The organism is Jeongeupia sp. USM3 (assembly GCF_001808185.1).
Classification (GTDB): domain Bacteria; phylum Pseudomonadota; class Gammaproteobacteria; order Burkholderiales; family Chitinibacteraceae; genus Jeongeupia.
In genome coordinates this window covers 1,299,656-1,315,718 of record NZ_CP017668.1, presented here as the reverse complement: position 1 = coordinate 1,315,718, position 16,063 = coordinate 1,299,656, and the positions used below count along the sequence as shown (strand labels likewise).

At 64.0% G+C, this 16,063-nt stretch carries 14 protein-coding genes and 1 pseudogene; 7 read left to right on the top strand and 8 right to left on the bottom strand.

Features of this window, described 5'->3' with window-relative positions; all coding sequences use genetic code 11:
- The first annotated feature begins 80 nt into the window (after nucleotides 1–80).
- Nucleotides 81–461: a hypothetical protein gene (locus BJP62_RS06075; RefSeq protein WP_070527819.1), complete on the top strand. Its 381-nt coding sequence runs from the start codon at nucleotides 81–83 to the stop codon at nucleotides 459–461.
- Nucleotides 462–528: 67 nt separating this feature from the next.
- On the opposite strand, the gene BJP62_RS06070 is transcribed toward BJP62_RS06075, so the two are convergent.
- Both BJP62_RS06070 and BJP62_RS06065 read right to left on the bottom strand, forming a co-directional pair.
- Complete coding sequence (locus tag BJP62_RS06070; RefSeq protein ID WP_070527816.1) at nucleotides 529–1,239, bottom strand: MarC family protein; 711 nt, start codon at nucleotides 1,237–1,239, stop codon at nucleotides 529–531.
- A gap of 218 nt (nucleotides 1,240–1,457) precedes the next feature.
- Entirely contained in the window at nucleotides 1,458–1,805 is a 348-nt protein-coding gene (locus BJP62_RS06065) for a GFA family protein (RefSeq protein ID WP_070527813.1), read from the bottom strand.
- A 211-nt stretch (nucleotides 1,806–2,016) separates the two neighbouring features.
- On the opposite strand from BJP62_RS06065, the gene BJP62_RS06060 reads away from it, so the two are divergent.
- Nucleotides 2,017–3,627, top strand: coding sequence for a methyl-accepting chemotaxis protein (locus BJP62_RS06060; RefSeq protein WP_070527810.1), 1,611 nt, complete (start codon nucleotides 2,017–2,019; stop codon nucleotides 3,625–3,627).
- 435 nt (nucleotides 3,628–4,062) lie between these two features.
- On the opposite strand, the gene BJP62_RS06055 is transcribed toward BJP62_RS06060, so the two are convergent.
- Nucleotides 4,063–4,935, bottom strand: coding sequence for a hypothetical protein (locus BJP62_RS06055; RefSeq protein WP_145927124.1), 873 nt, complete (start codon nucleotides 4,933–4,935; stop codon nucleotides 4,063–4,065).
- A 345-nt stretch (nucleotides 4,936–5,280) separates the two neighbouring features.
- Between BJP62_RS06055 and BJP62_RS06050 the strand changes: the two are divergent.
- Nucleotides 5,281–6,243: pseudogene (locus BJP62_RS06050) on the top strand (IS481 family transposase); the annotation flags it as partial.
- A gap of 143 nt (nucleotides 6,244–6,386) precedes the next feature.
- Here BJP62_RS06050 and BJP62_RS06045 read toward each other — a convergent pair.
- The 5 genes from BJP62_RS06045 to BJP62_RS06025 form a co-directional block, all read right to left on the bottom strand.
- On the bottom strand, nucleotides 6,387–6,728 hold the full coding sequence (locus BJP62_RS06045) for a zinc ribbon domain-containing protein YjdM (protein ID WP_070527802.1): 342 nt from the start codon (nucleotides 6,726–6,728) through the stop codon (nucleotides 6,387–6,389).
- A 108-nt stretch (nucleotides 6,729–6,836) separates the two neighbouring features.
- Nucleotides 6,837–8,024 (bottom strand): M20 family metallopeptidase, encoded by a 1,188-nt coding sequence (locus BJP62_RS06040; protein ID WP_083300741.1) that lies wholly within the window; start codon nucleotides 8,022–8,024, stop codon nucleotides 6,837–6,839.
- A gap of 264 nt (nucleotides 8,025–8,288) precedes the next feature.
- A complete protein-coding gene (locus tag BJP62_RS06035) occupies nucleotides 8,289–9,326 on the bottom strand; it encodes an aldo/keto reductase (RefSeq protein WP_070527796.1) in 1,038 nt (345 codons plus the stop codon).
- Nucleotides 9,327–9,388: 62 nt separating this feature from the next.
- A complete protein-coding gene (locus tag BJP62_RS06030; RefSeq protein ID WP_070527793.1) occupies nucleotides 9,389–10,324 on the bottom strand; it encodes a TraB/GumN family protein in 936 nt (311 codons plus the stop codon).
- A gap of 121 nt (nucleotides 10,325–10,445) precedes the next feature.
- Entirely contained in the window at nucleotides 10,446–10,979 is a 534-nt protein-coding gene (locus BJP62_RS06025) for a hypothetical protein (RefSeq protein WP_070527790.1), read from the bottom strand.
- A 194-nt stretch (nucleotides 10,980–11,173) separates the two neighbouring features.
- Here BJP62_RS06025 and BJP62_RS06020 point away from each other — a divergent pair, with 194 nt between their 5' ends.
- The 4 genes from BJP62_RS06020 to BJP62_RS06005 all read left to right on the top strand — a co-directional run bounded on the left by BJP62_RS06020 (nucleotide 11,174) and on the right by BJP62_RS06005 (nucleotide 16,062).
- Nucleotides 11,174–13,987, top strand: coding sequence for a sigma 54-interacting transcriptional regulator (locus tag BJP62_RS06020; RefSeq protein WP_070527788.1), 2,814 nt, complete (start codon nucleotides 11,174–11,176; stop codon nucleotides 13,985–13,987).
- Between the two features lie 381 nt (nucleotides 13,988–14,368).
- Nucleotides 14,369–14,776, top strand: coding sequence for a PTS sugar transporter subunit IIA (locus BJP62_RS06015; RefSeq protein WP_070527786.1), 408 nt, complete (start codon nucleotides 14,369–14,371; stop codon nucleotides 14,774–14,776).
- 28 nt (nucleotides 14,777–14,804) lie between these two features.
- A complete protein-coding gene (locus BJP62_RS06010; protein WP_070527783.1) occupies nucleotides 14,805–15,290 on the top strand; it encodes a PTS sugar transporter subunit IIB in 486 nt (161 codons plus the stop codon).
- 25 nt (nucleotides 15,291–15,315) lie between these two features.
- Nucleotides 15,316–16,062, top strand: coding sequence for a PTS sugar transporter subunit IIC (locus tag BJP62_RS06005; protein WP_070527780.1), 747 nt, complete (start codon nucleotides 15,316–15,318; stop codon nucleotides 16,060–16,062).
- Nucleotide 16,063: the final 1 nt, after the last annotated feature.

Genomic DNA, 16,063 nt, shown 5'->3' with positions numbered 1-16,063 from the left:
TACGCTGCCAGTGGCTCTTGCGGTCATGATCCACGCCTGTGCCGCAAACATAATTCCGAGTAAACCACACGCAGGTTCGCATGCTGATTACCAATATTGTCTTTGCATTGTTTTGGCTGGCTGTTTTTGTCGCCGAGCTGCTGTTCGGCTTCTTCGCTGCGCCAGGCTACTTGTTTGCCGCCGTCGGCTTTGCGGCTGCGCTGTCCACGATCCTCTCCACCCGGTCTCTTCAGGCAAGCCATCCTGTCGCCCTGGCTGGCTTGGTGAGCAACGCCGTACTTTGCGCTGGAATCGTGCTGTTTTCGGTACGGTCACTTGCCGGTGGCAATCCGGTCGGAAGTATCGTCATTGCAGTGCCGGGTTTGATCGCAATGAGGAATGTGCTGTGGCACCTTTCCTCGCTCCGACGGCTGAAAGTGGTGACTGCAGCGGTGACCCGACCGGATTCCTCAGCCCGCTGAAGCCGGTGAAGTACCGGCCTGCCGCATCATGGTGTTGCACAATCGCTGTGTTCACCCAGTGGACTTGCTATCGCTTCAGCAACGCCGGTGCCGAGTGCGCAACGAAATCCGCCAGCAGCGCACTGGCGCCGTCCCAGACGATCTGCACGCCGAGGCAGAACAGGATGAAGGCCGAGAGCCGCAGGAAGACGATGGTGCCGGTGCTGCCCAGTAGCCGCATGATGCGCTCGGCGTAGCGGTAGCAGAAGTACAGCGAGTAGGCGACCAGCGCGGTGGCGATGATGCTGGCGATCGGCATGTCCAGCCGGTGCAGGAGGCCCGGGCCCTTGAGGCCGGCGCCGAGGGTGATGGCGACGGTGATGGTGCCGGGGCCGACGGTGATCGGGAAGGTGAGCGGGTAGAAGGCGCGCGAGCGCAGTTCCTCGGTGCTGTGTTCGAGCGCTTCGGCCTGCTCCTCGAGCTTGCGGTTGCTGCTTTTGCCTTCTTCGGACAGCAGCTTCCAGCCGGCCGCGGCGACGAGCAGGCCGCCGGCGACACGGATGATCGGCAGCGAGACTTCGAAGAAATCCAGCACGTAGCTGCCGGTGAACATGCTCACCAGAATCAGGAAGAAGCTGTAGATGCCGACGCGGCGGGCGAGGATGGCTTTTTCCTGCTCGTTGTACGCCGTCGTCATCGACAGGAAGATCGGCGCGTGCCCCGGCGGGTTGAGGATGGGCATCAGCGCGGCGACAACCAGCAGGATGTTGCCGAGGAAGGTGGTGATCGTTTGCAGCATGCAGCAAGCTCCGGGAGCCGTGGCCGGGCGGCGCCGGCAATGTCCCGATTGTAGTGCCGCCAGCCAGTGCCGTGCTGCGGGTTTCCCGCCGTCATCCCGCCGGCGTGACAAATTCACCAGCTGACATGCGTAAGGCTGGCCGCACGCCGCGCCCGTGCGCAGGGTGCGCGGTGCCTGGGCGGGGATGGCGCTGGCACGCCGCCGCCGGTGGCCGGTGCCTACTTGCTGCGGCCGTCGTACTGCCGGATCTGCAGCTCGCCGATCTCGATGCCTTCGATGCAGCGGACGTTGACCGCGGCGATCGGGTTGCCGGCCGGATCGACACCCTCGCCGAACGGGCCGCAGCCGCAGGTCGGGCAGAAGCGGTGCTGGATCACGTGTTTGTTGAAGGTGTACGTGCTCATGTCCGCTTCCGGCGTCAGCAGCCGGACGCTGGCGCGCGGCACGAACCACAGCAGGTGGCCGCGGCGCTGGCAGATCGAACAGTTGCAGGCGGTCACCGGGCCGATTTCGCCGTCGACCTCGAAGGCAATGCGGCCGCAGTGGCAACTGGCGCGATGGGTCATGGTTCTTCCTTATGTCGATGGCGGGGTGGCCGTGTTTTTATAGAGCGCGCCGCAGCCGGCTTCCAGCCGGCCGGGGCCACGGTGGAATGCGGATTGGATATAATTCATCTGTAAGTAAGAAAATTACAAAATACTAATGTGACACGAAGCCCGCCACGAGCGGGCCATACCACGTCAAACCGCCTCGTCAGGGAGGCGCTGGAGCAAGCCAATGAAGCTATCCACCCGTCTGGGGCTGATCGTCGTCTGTGCGGTCGTCGGCCTTGTCATCATCGCGGGCTATGCCCTGCAAACCATCCGCTCGAGCATGATGCAGGAGCGCCGTGCCGAAATCCGCCTGCTGCTCGATCTGGCGGCCAACCAGATCCGTTCGTTCCAGAAGCTCGAGCAGAGCGGCAAACTGACGAAGGACGAGGCGCAGGCGCGCGCGATCGAGGCTGCGTCCGGGCTGGCGCAGGGCGATGACTACATCTTCATCCGCAGCATGGACGCGAGGATGCTGGTCCACCCGGATCCGCGCAAGGTCGGCAAGGTCAGTCAGGGCAGCAAGCTGCCCGACGGCCGGACCACGCACGAGGCGTATCTGGAGGTGCTGTCGAAAGGCGACTTCGGCTACACCGACATCGTTACCAAACGCCCCGGCAGCGATGTCGAGGTGTCCAAGGTCAACGGCGTGATCAAGATCGCCGGCTGGGACTGGATCGTCGGATTCGGCCTGTTCACCGACGACATCGACCGCGCCTACTGGCACTACGCGCTGACCTTCCTGATCATCGGCCTTGTCGTGCTGGCGGTGGTCGTCACCGTTGCGGTGATGATGTCGCGGCGCATCTACGGCCGGCTCGGCGGCGAACCCGACTACGCGGCCGAGGTGGCGCAGGCGATCGCCGGCGGCGACCTGAGCCGCAGGATCGACGGCAAGGTGAGCCGCGACAGCCTGCTCGGCGCAGTGGCGGCGATGCAGGCCAGCCTGCGGCAGATGATCGAGGGCATCCAGCAGGGGGCCGGCAGCCTCGGCCAGGCAGCGGCGAGCCTCTCGGGGCAGATGACGCAGATCAACCAGGCGGCGCGGCAGTCGTCCGATGCGACCGCGGCGACCGCGGCGGCGATCGAGCAGATGTCGGTCAGCGTCGACCAGATTTCCGAGAGCGCCCGCGAGACCGAGAGCAATTCGTCGCGCTCGACCGAGCTGGCCGGGCAGGGCGAGGCGCTGGTCAACGATGCGTCGGCCGAAATCCAGCGGGTGTCGGCGCAGATCGGCGAGGCGTCGGTGCTGATTGCCGGGCTGGTCGAGCGCTCGCGCGAGATCGACGGGATCGCCGCGGTGATCAAGGACATTGCCGACCAGACCAACCTGCTGGCGCTGAACGCGGCGATCGAGGCGGCGCGCGCCGGCGAGCAGGGACGCGGCTTTGCCGTCGTCGCCGACGAGGTGCGCAAGCTGGCCGAGCGGACCACGCAGGCGACCGGCGAGATCGCCGCGATGACGCAGGCGATCCAGGCCGATACCGGCTCGGTGGTCGACAGCATGGAGTCGGTCAGGCCGCAGGTGGCGCGCGGCGTCGAGCTGGCCGGCCAGGCCGCCGGCGCGCTGCGCGAGATCAGCGCCGGCTCGGCGGCGACGCTGGGCAAGATCCGCGATGTTGCCAACGCGACGGCGGAGCAGAGCACGGCCAGCGCCAGCGTCGCCAGCAATGTCGAGCGGATTGCCAATATGGTCGAATCGTCGGCCGACTCGGTCGCCGCGGCCAACCGCAACGTGCACGAGCTCGAGGCGCTGTCGGCACAGCTGAAGGACTCGGTCGCCCGTTTCCGGCTCTGATCGCGCCCGGCTGGCGCAAAGAAAAACGCACATTACGCGTTATGCGGAGCAAAAACGAATATATTTGTTCGTAAGCCAGTGGTAGCAATGATTTCGTATTGTTAATAGCAATACATCGGCCAGCCTTTGTGCTGGCCGATTTCATTTGAAGCTCTAGCCTTAGCTCTGAGGATCATTTCACTGATTGTGGATTCTAGCCAACATGACCACCCGCTCTGATCATTCGTGACCGCCTCGCGGTTCACTCATGCGCAGGCTACGGGTTAACTGATCTTCATCTATTCTTCTGCAAATCGGCCAGAGCTGCCTTTGGTTTGAGGAGCGTTTGGGGCAGCAATGTGCAGGTTACCTGCCGCACAGGTCAGGAGTTTTGTCAGCTCGGATACGATCGTCGCCACGAAAGCTAATGATTAGGCCGCGCTAGCCTGTGGGGAGCTAGAATATCCTTATACTTTGAAGGAAGTTGTTAGTTGCCGATTTCTTCTGAGCTGAGCCTGCAGCATCGACTATCGGATTCATGGTGATGAGTGGGAGTTGTGTGCCCGTCACTCTTACCAATTCGTTGTATGCGTTGGCGGCTTCAAACATTTGAGCTTGAAGTTCATGCATTGGATCTTCGGCCAACACAGCCCTACTCAAAGTAATTGGGTGTCCGTCCAAGTCCGTGACCCAGCGAATACATAGTGGATATTCGAACATCGTTTCTACGATGTGCTGCTGCCCATCAGGAGATGTTCCGAGGTCACGAATCCAGCTGAACCAGCTTGATGGGTAGTTCATCGACAACGTTAGCAATACCACGCAATCTCCAAAGGCCCCTAGGATGTCGTCCAGCTTGAGGTACTCGGTGCCCACCGTAAAAGCCTCAGCATCAAGGTGTGCACCAATCTTGTTGCGAACCCACCTAACGGGACCCTGCAGACGACTTTTCCTTAAGCGCTTAGCTACCTCGTGATAGGTCTTTCGATCTGCATTTAGCCACTGAGCACGGGCGTCGCGGGTTGTTTTGTCATTCATTCTCGACACTAGAAGAGCCGTAACGTCCATGAGTTTGCAGACAGGCACAGTGACGCCCCTCATGGCTCTCCGTCGTGTCTTCGAGTCAATCAGGCGTTCTGAGTAAAACGTAACATCACGACATGCTTCGGCGGCAAGCACGAACATGCCAGTTCGATCGTCGTTAGGCATCCAACGAGAAATGGTGTGATCGGCGTCAAGTAGGTCAACAGTACCCGGAGCCAGCATTTTTCCGTCAGGCCCCATAGTGATTGGTAGACCGGTAAAGCTGGCTACAATTCGTTCGAGCATGCTCTCATCGATGATTAGCTTTGGCATGGCCATTTTAATATGTCATCCATGAGTTTACGACGGTATGGGTCATGCCATGTCTTCCAGAATTTTAGTCCGCAGAGAGCCCAAGGCCACTTGACGCTGTGACGGCGCTTCGAGGATTTGCGGGGCATGCTTTCCAGGTGGGCTCAGCTCCATCTGTTGTTGGTCAGAGAGATTGTTAACTGAACTCATAGTAGTAGTACAAATACTCCATACATGTTGGGTTTCGTCTGATTGGCTTCCAAAGCGCAGCTGGCCACTCTTCCAGGCACGCGCGCTTTTGCGTACCTTGATCACTCAGTCTGTCAATGCGAGCCAGCCATGAGCCACCGCCTGCACAGCAATGCCCGCACCACACCGCTCACCCGCGAGGAAATCCGCCACTCCAGCCTCTCGCAGCGCGAGCTGATGCTGCGCTACAGCGTCGGCAAGGACACCATCCGCAAATGGCAAACGCGCGACGAATTCACCGATCGGTCGCACCGCCCGCATACCCTGCACACTACCTTGTCCCAGACGCAGGAAGCGCTGGTGCTGATTCTGCGCACCACCTTGCTGCTGCCGCTCGATGACCTGGCCGCGGTGGCCCAGCGTTTCATCAACCCGAACGCCACCCGATCCGGCATCAACCGGCTGCTGGTGCGCGAAGGCGTCGGCAACCTCAAGACACTGCAGGCGCAACTGCAGCCGGAAGAACCCGCCGCGCCCTCCAAGGGCTTCAAGGACTACGCACCGGGCTACTTCCATTTGGACATCAAGTACTTGCCGCAGATGCCCGACGAAACCTCGCGCAGCTACCTGTTCGTCGCGATCGACCGGGCCACCCGCTGGGTGTTCCTGCACATCTACCCGGATCAGTCCGAAGCCAGCAGCGTCGACTTCCTGCAGCGCCTGTACAAGGCGGCGCCGATGAAAATCGAGAAACTGCTGACCGACAATGGCAGCCAATTCACCGATCGCTTCACCAGCAAAGCCAAGACCCCGAGCGGACGGCACGTGTTTGATCGCCGTTGTGCAGCCTTGGGGATCGAGCATCGGCTGATCCCGCCGCGCACGCCGCAAATGAATGGCATGGTCGAGCGTTTCAACGGCCGGATCAGCGAGCTGGTGAAGCAGACCCGCTTTGCCAGTGCAGCGGAATTGGCGCAGACGTTGGACGATTACCGGAACGCCTACAACCATCACATCCCGCAAAAAGCGCTGGGCTTCCGGTCACCGATCGAGTCGCTGAAAATGTGGCAAACAGAGCGACCGGAATTGTTCAAGAAAAAAATCTACAAACAAGCGGAACCCGACACATACAAACTCAACGTCAAACCCAAAAAAACCGCCTCTTGGTGCAGAAGCGGTATTTTTGGCCCTCAAATATTAGTGGTCAGTGACTTCACATAACCGTGGATGTGCGTTTTTTCATCGCCGCTGCGTGTTCAGACCTTTTTCAGGAAACAGGCCTTGAGCATGAACTGGCCGGCGTCGAGTTTGCAGTCGACCTCGTGATCGCCGCTGCCGACGAGGCGGATGCTCTTGACCTTGCTGCCCTGCTTGAGCGTGATCGACGAACCCTTGACCTTCAGGTCCTTGACCAGCACCACCGCGTCGCCGTCTTGCAGCACCGTGCCGTTGGCGTCGCGGACCACGCGGGCCTCGTCGTCGCTGGTGCCGGCCGCCTGCGGGTTCCACTCGTGGCCGCAGTCGGCGCAGACATACTGCTCGCCGTCCGGATAGGTGTTCTCCATCGCGCATTGCGGACAGGCGGGAAGGGTGGACATGGCGGGCTCCGGTTCGGTTGTCTGGGCCGGCAGTATAGCCGGCCACTCCCTTTGTCCCGGCGGGCAGTATGCACAGTCGGCCGGCCGTTTCGCGGGTCCGCACCGCGATCAGCGCGGCGTGGCGAAGTGCCCGAGCAGGTCGAGCGCGGTCTGCGCCAGCCAGGCGGCGCCGAGCGGTAGCGCGGCCTCGTCGACGATCATTTTCGGGCTGTGCAGCGAGTACGGGCTGCGCTCCGGCCCCTGCGTGCCGAGCAGCGCGAAGCACGACGGCACTGCCTGCGCGGTGAACGAGAAGTCCTCGCCGCCCATCAGCGGCGGCAGCTCGATCAGCGCCGCATCGCCGAGCACGGTGCGCGCGGCGCCGCGCGCAATGGCGGCGATGCCGGCGTCGTTCATCGTCACCGGGTAACCGTTGGCGATCCGGCAGTCGACCGTGGTGCCGTGCATCGCGCCGGCGTGCTCGCAGATCGCGGCGACGCGCGCATGGACGTTGGCGCGCGTCTCGGGATTGAGCGTGCGGATCGTCCCGGTCAGACGGACCGCCTCGGCGACGATATTGGTCGCCGTGCCGCCCGAGATCGTGCCGACGCTGACGACGGCGGTATCGGTCGGGCCGACATTGCGCGCGACGATGGTCTGCAGCGTGGTGACGATCTGCGCGGCGATGACGATGGCGTCGATGCCGGCCTGCGGCGACACGCCGGCGTGCGCGGCGCGGCCGTGGACGACGATCTCGAACTCGTCGCTGGCGGCCATCACCGCGCCGTCGCGGATGCTGATCCGCCCGGTCGGCATGACCGGCACCTGGTGCAGCGCGATCGCCGCGCTGGCACCGAGGTGCACGCCTTCGCGGACCATGCGCTGGCCGCCCGAGCAGCCGTCCGGATCGTCGTAGCAGCCTTCTTCGGCCGGCTGGAACACGAAGCGCACCGTACCGGCGAAATCGGCGTCGAGCAGCAGTCGCGCCGCGCCGAGCCCCATCGCGACGTGGGTGTCGTGGCCGCAGGCGTGCATCACGCCGGGGTGTTGCGACGCGAACGGCAGGCCGGTGTCCTCCATGATCGGCAGCGCGTCCATGTCGGCGCGGATGATCACGGTTGGCCCGTCGCCCTTTTTCAGCTCGGCGACGACGCCGGTACCGGCAATGCCGCCGCGGTAGGGCAGGCCCAGCGCGGTGAGCTGCGCGATGACCTGCTGCGCGGTGCGCGTTTCGCGGTAACCGAGCTCCGGGTGCTGGTGCAGGTCGCGGCGGATCGCGACGATGTAGTCGCGGAGGGCTTCGGCTTGGGCGCGCATGGTGAACTCCTTTCCGCTGGCCTTGAGGGTAAAGCTGGCTTTGAGGGTAAACGATTCAGTCGGCGAGCGAGCCAAAACAGTTTGGTCCCGCCCGAAGCGCAGAAACCGGCATGGACTCTGAGTCTACGAGGATGATCGAAAATTCTGTACCGAGCGAGCGGAAAAACCCAGCGCAGCGGTGCTGGCAAGGCGCACGCGCGTAGACAGTACAAACGGGTACGGCAAGCGCGTGCAACGCCGCCAGCAGGGTTTTGCCGTTCGCGACTACAGGGCGGGGCTGTGATATTGACGGTATAGCTTTTCGATGCCGGCTTCGAGTTCTTCGGACAGCACGATTTCGCTGCTGCCGATGTTCTCGGAAAGCTGCGCGAGCGTCGTCGCGCCGATGATCGTGCTGGCGACGAACCAGCGGCTGTGGACGAAGGCCAGCGCCAGCTGCGTCGGCGTCAGCCCGTGTTCGAGCGCGAGCTGCGCGTAGGCGGCGACCGCGTCGTCGACGAACGGCTTGCGGTAGCGCGAGCCGAAGGCAGGAAAGCGCGTCAGCCGGGCGTCCGCCGGGTGGTCGGCGATGTACTTGCCGCTCAGAAGGCCGAAGGCGAGCGGACTGTAGACCAGCAGCGACACCTGTTCGCGGTGGCAAGCCTCGACGAGGCCGGTCTCGAAGGTCCGGTTGATCAGGTTGTAGACGTTCTGGATCGTCCTGATCCGCGGCAGGCCGGCGGCATCGGCGGCCGCACCCCATTTTGCGACGCCCCAGGCCGTCTCGTTCGACGTGCCGAGGTAGCGGACCTTGCCGGCGGCAACCAGTTTCGACAGCGCTTCGAGCTGTTCGTGGATCTCCGGCGTACCGGGTTTCTCGTCGGCCGGATCGTACTGGCTGGTGCCGAACATCGGCACCGCGCGTGCCGGCCAGTGGACCTGATAGACGTCGATGTAGTCGGTCTGCAAGCGGGCGAGCGACGCATCGCAGGCTTTGATGATCTGCGCGGCATTCAGTTGCGGACCACCGCGTATCCAGTCCATGCCGCGGTTCGGGCCGGCGACCTTGGTCGCGACGACGACCTTGTCGCGCGGCTGCTTCACCAGCCAGCTGCCGACGTATTCCTCGGTGCGGCCCGCCGTGTCGGCCTTGGCCGGCACCGGGTACATCTCGGCGGTGTCGATGAAATTGACCCCAAAGGCGGTCGCGGCGTCGAGCTGGGCGTGCGCGTCGGCCTCGCTGTTCTGCTCGCCGAAGGTCATCGTGCCGAGGCAGATCGACGAGACTTCGAGCTCGGTGCCGGGCAGGGTGCGGTAGTGCATGAACCGGTTCTCCAGAATGCAGAAAGCCGGGAGGCCCGGCTTTCTTTGTCGTGGTCAGACTACTACTTGCGCTTGCGGTCGTCGATCGGGGTCAGCGTGTAGCCCTGCTTCCTGAGCTGGGCGACGAGGCCGGTCTTGCCCGGCAGGTGCAGCGCGCCGACGGCGATGAAGCTGCCGCCCTTGGCCAGTTGCGGCTGCATCCGTTCGGCCATCCGGTCGTTGCGGTCGTCGATCAGCGTCTTCTGCTTCCAGGTGTTGAAGAACGCCTGGTCGGCGGCCGGCAGCGTCACTTCGTCCTTGTCGGCGAAGCGGACGATGCCTTCGATGTCGCGCTGCACGTACATCGCGATCAGCTTCTTGTAGTAGGCGTCGACGTCGGGCTGCTGGTCGATCAGCGCGTACAGCAGCGTCTTCTGCTTGTCGGCCGGAATCGCTTCGAACACCGACGCCTGCTCGGAAATCGTTTCGAGCCCGGTGTATTCCTTGCTGCCCTCGATCGCCATCTTCGCCAGCATCAGGTCGAGCGGCAGGTCGCCGGCCTTCTTCTTGGGCACCATCAGCAGCATCGCCGCGGCCCACGGCTTCATGCGCTTGGCGGCGACTTCGGGGTAGTCGCGCGCAGCGAGTTCGGGCAGCAGCTTCTTGTAGTGGTCGGCGTCGATCTGGTTGGCGAGCAGCTCGCCTTCGGGCATCAGCACGCGCTTGGCGAAGTCCATCATGCCGTTGAAGTCGATGCGCACTTCGGTGGTGACGGTGTCGGCGTCGTCGAACGCCTTCTGCACCTGCGGCGACAGCTGCGTGACCTTCGGGTCGCTGACGTGGGCGGTGCCGAACAGGTACGACGGCTTCTTGGTGCCGGGCTTCTCGATCTTCCACAGCACCGCGCGCGGGAAGGTCTCGGCCTTGGCGGCGGCCAGCGCCGGCAGCGGCGCCAGCAGCGAAGCGGTACAGAGTGCGGCGGTCAGTGCCGCAAGGGGCGAGCGAAGGCGGGCGAACATCCGGCGAGTCTCCTGATTTGTACGGGCATCGTGCCCTGTGGTCGACCGCCAGTATAAACATGCCCGGCCCGCCGCCGAAGCACCGTGGCGCCGGCGTGACGATCCGGCCCCGCTCCGGACGCTACAGCCCGGTCAGCACCTTGACCGCCTGGACGAACTCGTCGGCGTAGGGGCCGGCCTTGCGCGATTCGCGCAGCGCCATGTTCCAGCGTGCGATCGCGTTCTTCAGTGTCGTCGTGTCCGACACGGCCTCGATCTCGCTGATCAGCCCGCGGCCCATCAGGCCGAGGAAGGTCTGCGCGCTCTCGGTCATCAGTTCCTTGGCCTTGACGATGCGGATCGGGTCGACCGCGTCGATCGGCCGGGGCTGCTGCGTCGCCGCCGCCGGTGCCACCGGCGCGGGAGACGGCGCCGGCGTCACTGGCGCTTCGGTCGCGATCCCGGACTGGTCCGGCGCGGCGATGCAGCCCTGCGCCTGCAGTTCGGCGAGCAGCGGTGCCAGCCCGGCGTGGCCGAGCGCCGCGGCGATGTCGGCCAGCGTGCGCCGGCCGTCGATCAGGATCAGCAGCCGGCGCGCCCTGGCCGACAGGCCCAGGCTGCGCGCGTCGATCTCGGCCTGCCCGACGGCGGTCTTGCTGTAGACGGTGTGCGGCATGGTCGTCGCTCCTCGGGGCGCCCGGACGGTTGAAGCCGGCGAGGCTAGCAGCGGCGTGTTTCAATCCTGCGACGCCGGCCCGGGCGAACCCCCAATGGCATGCGCTCGCCGCATCGTGCTACCTACTTGGTCGCGATCAAGGCGGCCCGGCGCCGCCTTGGGCATCATCGTGGGCAGACTCGACGGATGACGACATGGCGGTACGCAGGAAGGACACGATTTACCAAGAGCTCGAACGGCTCACCCGGCAGCTCAAGGCGCAGGCGCTGCGCGACGGCGGCGGCATCGACGCCGAAACCATCGGCTACAACCTCGGCGTGGCCCGCAACTCGGTCAGCAAGGACCTGACCGAGCTGTGCAACGAGGGCAGGGTCATCAAGATCAAGAGCCGGCCGGTGCTGTTCCTGCACCGCGCCGCGACGGCCGAGCTGCTCGGCGCCGAGCTGGACCCGGCGCTGAACGAGGTGCGCGAGCTGGCCGAGCTGCTGGGCGAGCGGGACGAGGCGCTGGAGGCCGACCCGTTCACCGCGCTGATCGGTTACGACCAGAGCCTGAAACAGGCGGTCGAGAAGGGCAAGGCCGCGGTGCTGTACCCGCCCAACGGGCTGAACGTGATGCTCACCGGGCCGTCCGGCGTCGGCAAGACCTACTTTGCCGAGCTGATGCACCGTTTCAGCGATTACGCGCGCGACACCGCCGTGCCCTTCGTTTACTTCAACTGTTCCGAGTACTTCAACAACCCGGAGCTGCTGACTTCGCACCTGTTCGGTCACCAGCAGGGCGCGTTCACCGGCGCCGGTGCGGCCAAGGAAGGGCTGGTCGCCAAGGCCGAGGGCGGTTTCCTCTTTCTCGACGAAGTCCACCGGCTGCCGTTCGAGGGTCAGGAAAAGCTGTTCTCGATCCTCGACAAGGGCGTGTACCGGCGGCTGGGATCGAGCGACAAGGAGATCAGCAGCAACGTCCGGCTGATCTGCGCGACCACCGAGAACATCAGGTCGACGCTGCTGCGCACCTTCCTGCGCCGCATCCAGGTGGTGATCGACCTGCCGGCGCTGGCGGCGCGCTCGTTCGACGAGCGGCTGGACATGATCGTGCGCTTCTTCCACGCCGAAAGCCGCAAGACCGGGCTGACGCTCAAGGTGGCCAAGCCGCTGCTCGGCGAGCTGCTGTGCCGCGAGTACGAGGGCAATATCGGCGAGCTGAAAAGCGACATCCAGTTCATCTGCGCGCAGGCCTACGCCAACCAGTTCGGCAGCCGCAGCGCGGTGCTGACCGTCGATCAGGCGCAGCTGGACGGCAAGGCCGCGCACTACGACATCCGCACCCGGCTGATCCTCGACGAGCTGGTCGGCGGCGACTGGCTGTCGATCGCACCGAGCGACGTGCAGAAGCTCGAACGCACCGCGCTGCTGCCGCTCGAACGCAAGGACGCCGACCTTTTCTACGCCTATCTGGCCGACGAATACACGCAGCTGCAGCACAGCAACATCCCGGCCAACGAGATCAGCCTGATCCTGCGCAAGAAGCTGCAGACGGTGTTCGAGCACAAGATCCACCACGCCGCGGTCGAGCCGCTGCCGACGCTCGACGGCGTCTACGGCCTGCAGATCGAGCAGAAGATCAAGCTGCTGACCGCCTTCATCGACGGGCTGGCCGGCTACAAGATGAGCGACACCGTCGCCGGCCATCTGCGCAACCACCTGATCACGCTGCTGGCCTATGTGAAGAAGGGCAAGGTGCCGGGGCTGTACTCGGCGAACCTGATCGCCGACGCGGCCAAGGCCGAATACGAGAACGCCCGGCTGGTGTGCAGGAAGATCGAGGAAACCTTCCTGATCGTCTGCCCGTCGGCCGAGCTGATCTTCATGTGCCTGCTGCTGGCCGAACTCAAATCGCAGCGCCACGCGCACCGGCTGCAGCAGGATTGCGGCGTGATCCTGATCTCGCACGGCGACAGCACCGCGAGCAGCATGGCCGGCTACGTGAACCGGCTGATCGGCCGCGAGCTGGTGACCGCGATCAACATGCCGTTCGAGCAGTCGGTGCACGACACCCTGGCGCTGTTCCTCAAGGAAGTGGCGCGCTACCAGTACCGGAAGCTGATCCTCGCGGTCGACCTCGGCTCGCTGGTGCACTTCGGCGCGGTGGTGCGCAAGATGTTCAAGGTCGAAACGCTGCTGATCCGCAACGTGACGATGCTGGGCCTGCTCGAGGTGGCGATGAACCTGTCGTACGAGACGACCGAGCTCAGGGCGCTGGGCGAACTGCTCGAGGCGCAGGGGCTCGAGCACGACCTGTACGACGCCGCCGGAGCCGACGAGGTGCGCGTGGTCGTCGTCTCGTGCGTCACCGGCCTCGGCACCTCGGTGAAGATCCGCAAGATGATCGAGGATGTGTTCGACGACATGATCACCGACCGGGTGCGGCTGGTCACGCTCGACTACGCCGAGATCGAACAGCTCGACCGGCTGAGCCAGCACATCGGCGAGAACGAGCGGCTGGCCGGCATCATCGGCTCCTTCCTGCCCAAGCTGCCCGACGTGCCCTTCCTGTCGCTCGAGGAGCTGTTTTCCGAGCACGGCGCCGAGCTGGTGATGGACATGCTCGACGTCGACATGGCGCCGGACGAGCGCGAGCTGATGCTCGAGAAGGTGTCGATGAAGTTCATCTCGACGGTGACGATCGAAAGCATCATCAACCAGATCTCGGTGCTGAACCCGCACCGGGTGCTGCAGGAAATCGAGGGCGTCTACCACCGGATCTGCAGCGAGCTGGACATCAAGCCGTCGCGAAAGGTGACACTGCGCTTCATGATCCACTGCTGCTGCATGGTCGAACGCATCGTGATCGAGCGCAAACCGTTACAGATGACGCTGCCGCAGGGCGCGATCGTCAACGATGCGGCATTTGCCGTCATCAAGGCCGCGTTCGCGCCGATCGAAACCGCCTACAACATCCGGCTCTCGGACACCGAGCATTTCTACATCTACGAACTGCTGTTCAGGTAAGCGCGGCCGGCGGCGGCGCCCACCTGCCGTACTTGCGCACGGCCCCGGTGCCGTGCGCCTTGCCGGAACCGCTGCGCCGGCTTCGTCGCGCCCGCCGGCACCGGCCGCCGCACACACCGGCCCGCGCCGGTACCGTGACACTAGCCTGCATTTGCCCCCGGTTTGCCCGTCCGCATCTGTCACGCCGCCTGGCGTGACTGGCATTTTCATGGCTTTTTTCGCCGTTCCGGGTTGCGGCTGTTTTTCTATCTTGCTGATTTTGTTGTTGTTTTCTCCGTTTTTCGGCCGGCGTGACAGATGCTGGCACGCATCTTGCCCTTATCGGGTCAGGGCGGCGCAACGATGCATTTGCGCTGCAAGCAACCGACAGGAGAAGAACCGATGACCCAACCCGTATCCGAAATCCTCACGCTCACCCACGGCGGCTGGGGCGCCAACCTGATCGACTGCCTGAAGATGGTCGCCGGCGAAATCCACGGCGTATCCGATCTGGCGCTGATGCCGGTCGACACCATGGGCGAGTTCTACGAGAAGGTGAAAGCCCGCGTCGAGGCGATGCCGGCCGGCTCGCTGATCATCGCCGACTTCACCGGCGGCTCGACCTCGAACGTCGCCGCGCGCCTCTCCGCCGATTTCGACATCGGCGTGATCACCGGCCTCAACGCCACGCTGATGCTCGCCGCGCTCGACCTGCGCGACGAAGGGCGCCTGGCCGATCAGGTCGACGACCTCGTCGACGTCGGCCGCAACAGCTTCAAGAACATCGTCAAAAGCCTGCAGCAACGCTGAACCTCATTCAATTCCAGGGAGAACCATCATGGCCAAAATCGTCCTTTGCCGTATCGACAGCCGCCTGATCCACGGTCAGGTCGTCACCAAGTGGGTCGGCCAGTCTCAGGCCAACCGCATCGCCGTGGTCAGCGACGAACTCGACGCCGATCCGTTCATGAAGAACATCTTCATGATGGCCGCGCCGCCCAACATCAAGGTCGACTGTTTCGGCGTCGCCGGCTTCTGCCAGCAATGGCGCGAAGACCAGCTCGGCAGCGGCAACGTGCTGGTGCTGTTCCCGAATCTGGCATCGGTGCGCCAGGCGGTGATCGACGGCTTCGACATCGCGCAGATTCAGGTCGGCGGTCTCGGCGGCGGTCCGGGCCGCAAGGTGGTGTTCCAGAACATCACGCTCGACGACGCCGACGAGGTCACGCTGCGTGACCTGCAGGAGCGCGGGGTCGACGTGTACTTCCAGACGATTCCGGAAGACAAGCCGCAGAAGCTGGCCGACATCCTCAAGCGTCTGTAACCCACCCTGAACGAGGAGCCTCGTCATGAGTACCCTGATGCTCGCGACCCTGATGGGTCTGTACTACTGGTTCGCCCGGCTGCGGCTGGGTTACACCTTCTCCGGCATGCTGGTGCAGCCGATCGTGATCGCCGTGTTCGTCGGCCTGATCACCGGCGACATGCAGACGGCGATGATCGTCGGCGCCGGCATCCAGCTGGTCTACCTCGGCGTGACGTCGACGCCGGGCGGCAACGTGCCGTCCGACCCGGCGCTGGCGGCGTGCATCGCGCTGCCGATCGCGGTGAAGACCGGCATGGACGCCAATCTGGCGATCGCGCTGGCGATTCCGTTCGGGGTGATCGGCGTCTTCGTCGACCAGCTGCGCCGGACGATCAACGCCGCGTGGGTCCACATGGCCGACAAGCACGCCGAGACCTGCAACACCGCCGGCATCATGCGCTGCGCCTTCCTGTGGCCGGCACTGATGGGCTTCGTGATCCGCTTCCCGGTGGTGTTCGCGGCCAACTACTTCGGCCAGTCGGTGGTCGAGCAGTTCCTGGCCTTCATGCCGCGCTGGCTGACCCACTCGTTCGAGATCATGGGCGGCATCCTGCCGGCGCTGGGCTTCGCGATCACCATCATGGTGATCGGCAAGAAGACGCTGATTCCTTACTTCGTCGCCGGCTTCTTCGCCGTGCTCTACCTGAAGGTCGACATCATGGCAGTGGCCATCTTCGGCACCTGCATCGCCTTCCTGATCCGCAGTTTTGGCAAGAACGAGGAAGCATGAT

What these genes read in the sequence shown, in the direction of transcription:
- BJP62_RS06075 (WP_070527819.1), top strand. Translation starts at nt 81, where the DNA reads ATGCTGATTACCAATATTGTCTTTGCATTGTTTTGGCTGGCTGTTTTT.
- BJP62_RS06070 (WP_070527816.1), bottom strand. Translation starts at nt 1,239, where the DNA reads ATGCTGCAAACGATCACCACCTTCCTCGGCAACATCCTGCTGGTTGTC.
- BJP62_RS06065 (WP_070527813.1), bottom strand. Translation starts at nt 1,805, where the DNA reads ATGACCCATCGCGCCAGTTGCCACTGCGGCCGCATTGCCTTCGAGGTC.
- BJP62_RS06060 (WP_070527810.1), top strand. Translation starts at nt 2,017, where the DNA reads ATGAAGCTATCCACCCGTCTGGGGCTGATCGTCGTCTGTGCGGTCGTC.
- BJP62_RS06055 (WP_145927124.1), bottom strand. Translation starts at nt 4,935, where the DNA reads ATGCTCGAACGAATTGTAGCCAGCTTTACCGGTCTACCAATCACTATG.
- BJP62_RS06045 (WP_070527802.1), bottom strand. Translation starts at nt 6,728, where the DNA reads ATGTCCACCCTTCCCGCCTGTCCGCAATGCGCGATGGAGAACACCTAT.
- BJP62_RS06040 (WP_083300741.1), bottom strand. Translation starts at nt 8,024, where the DNA reads ATGCGCGCCCAAGCCGAAGCCCTCCGCGACTACATCGTCGCGATCCGC.
- BJP62_RS06035 (WP_070527796.1), bottom strand. Translation starts at nt 9,326, where the DNA reads ATGCACTACCGCACCCTGCCCGGCACCGAGCTCGAAGTCTCGTCGATC.
- BJP62_RS06030 (WP_070527793.1), bottom strand. Translation starts at nt 10,324, where the DNA reads ATGTTCGCCCGCCTTCGCTCGCCCCTTGCGGCACTGACCGCCGCACTC.
- BJP62_RS06025 (WP_070527790.1), bottom strand. Translation starts at nt 10,979, where the DNA reads ATGCCGCACACCGTCTACAGCAAGACCGCCGTCGGGCAGGCCGAGATC.
- BJP62_RS06020 (WP_070527788.1), top strand. Translation starts at nt 11,174, where the DNA reads ATGGCGGTACGCAGGAAGGACACGATTTACCAAGAGCTCGAACGGCTC.
- BJP62_RS06015 (WP_070527786.1), top strand. Translation starts at nt 14,369, where the DNA reads ATGACCCAACCCGTATCCGAAATCCTCACGCTCACCCACGGCGGCTGG.
- BJP62_RS06010 (WP_070527783.1), top strand. Translation starts at nt 14,805, where the DNA reads ATGGCCAAAATCGTCCTTTGCCGTATCGACAGCCGCCTGATCCACGGT.
- BJP62_RS06005 (WP_070527780.1), top strand. Translation starts at nt 15,316, where the DNA reads ATGAGTACCCTGATGCTCGCGACCCTGATGGGTCTGTACTACTGGTTC.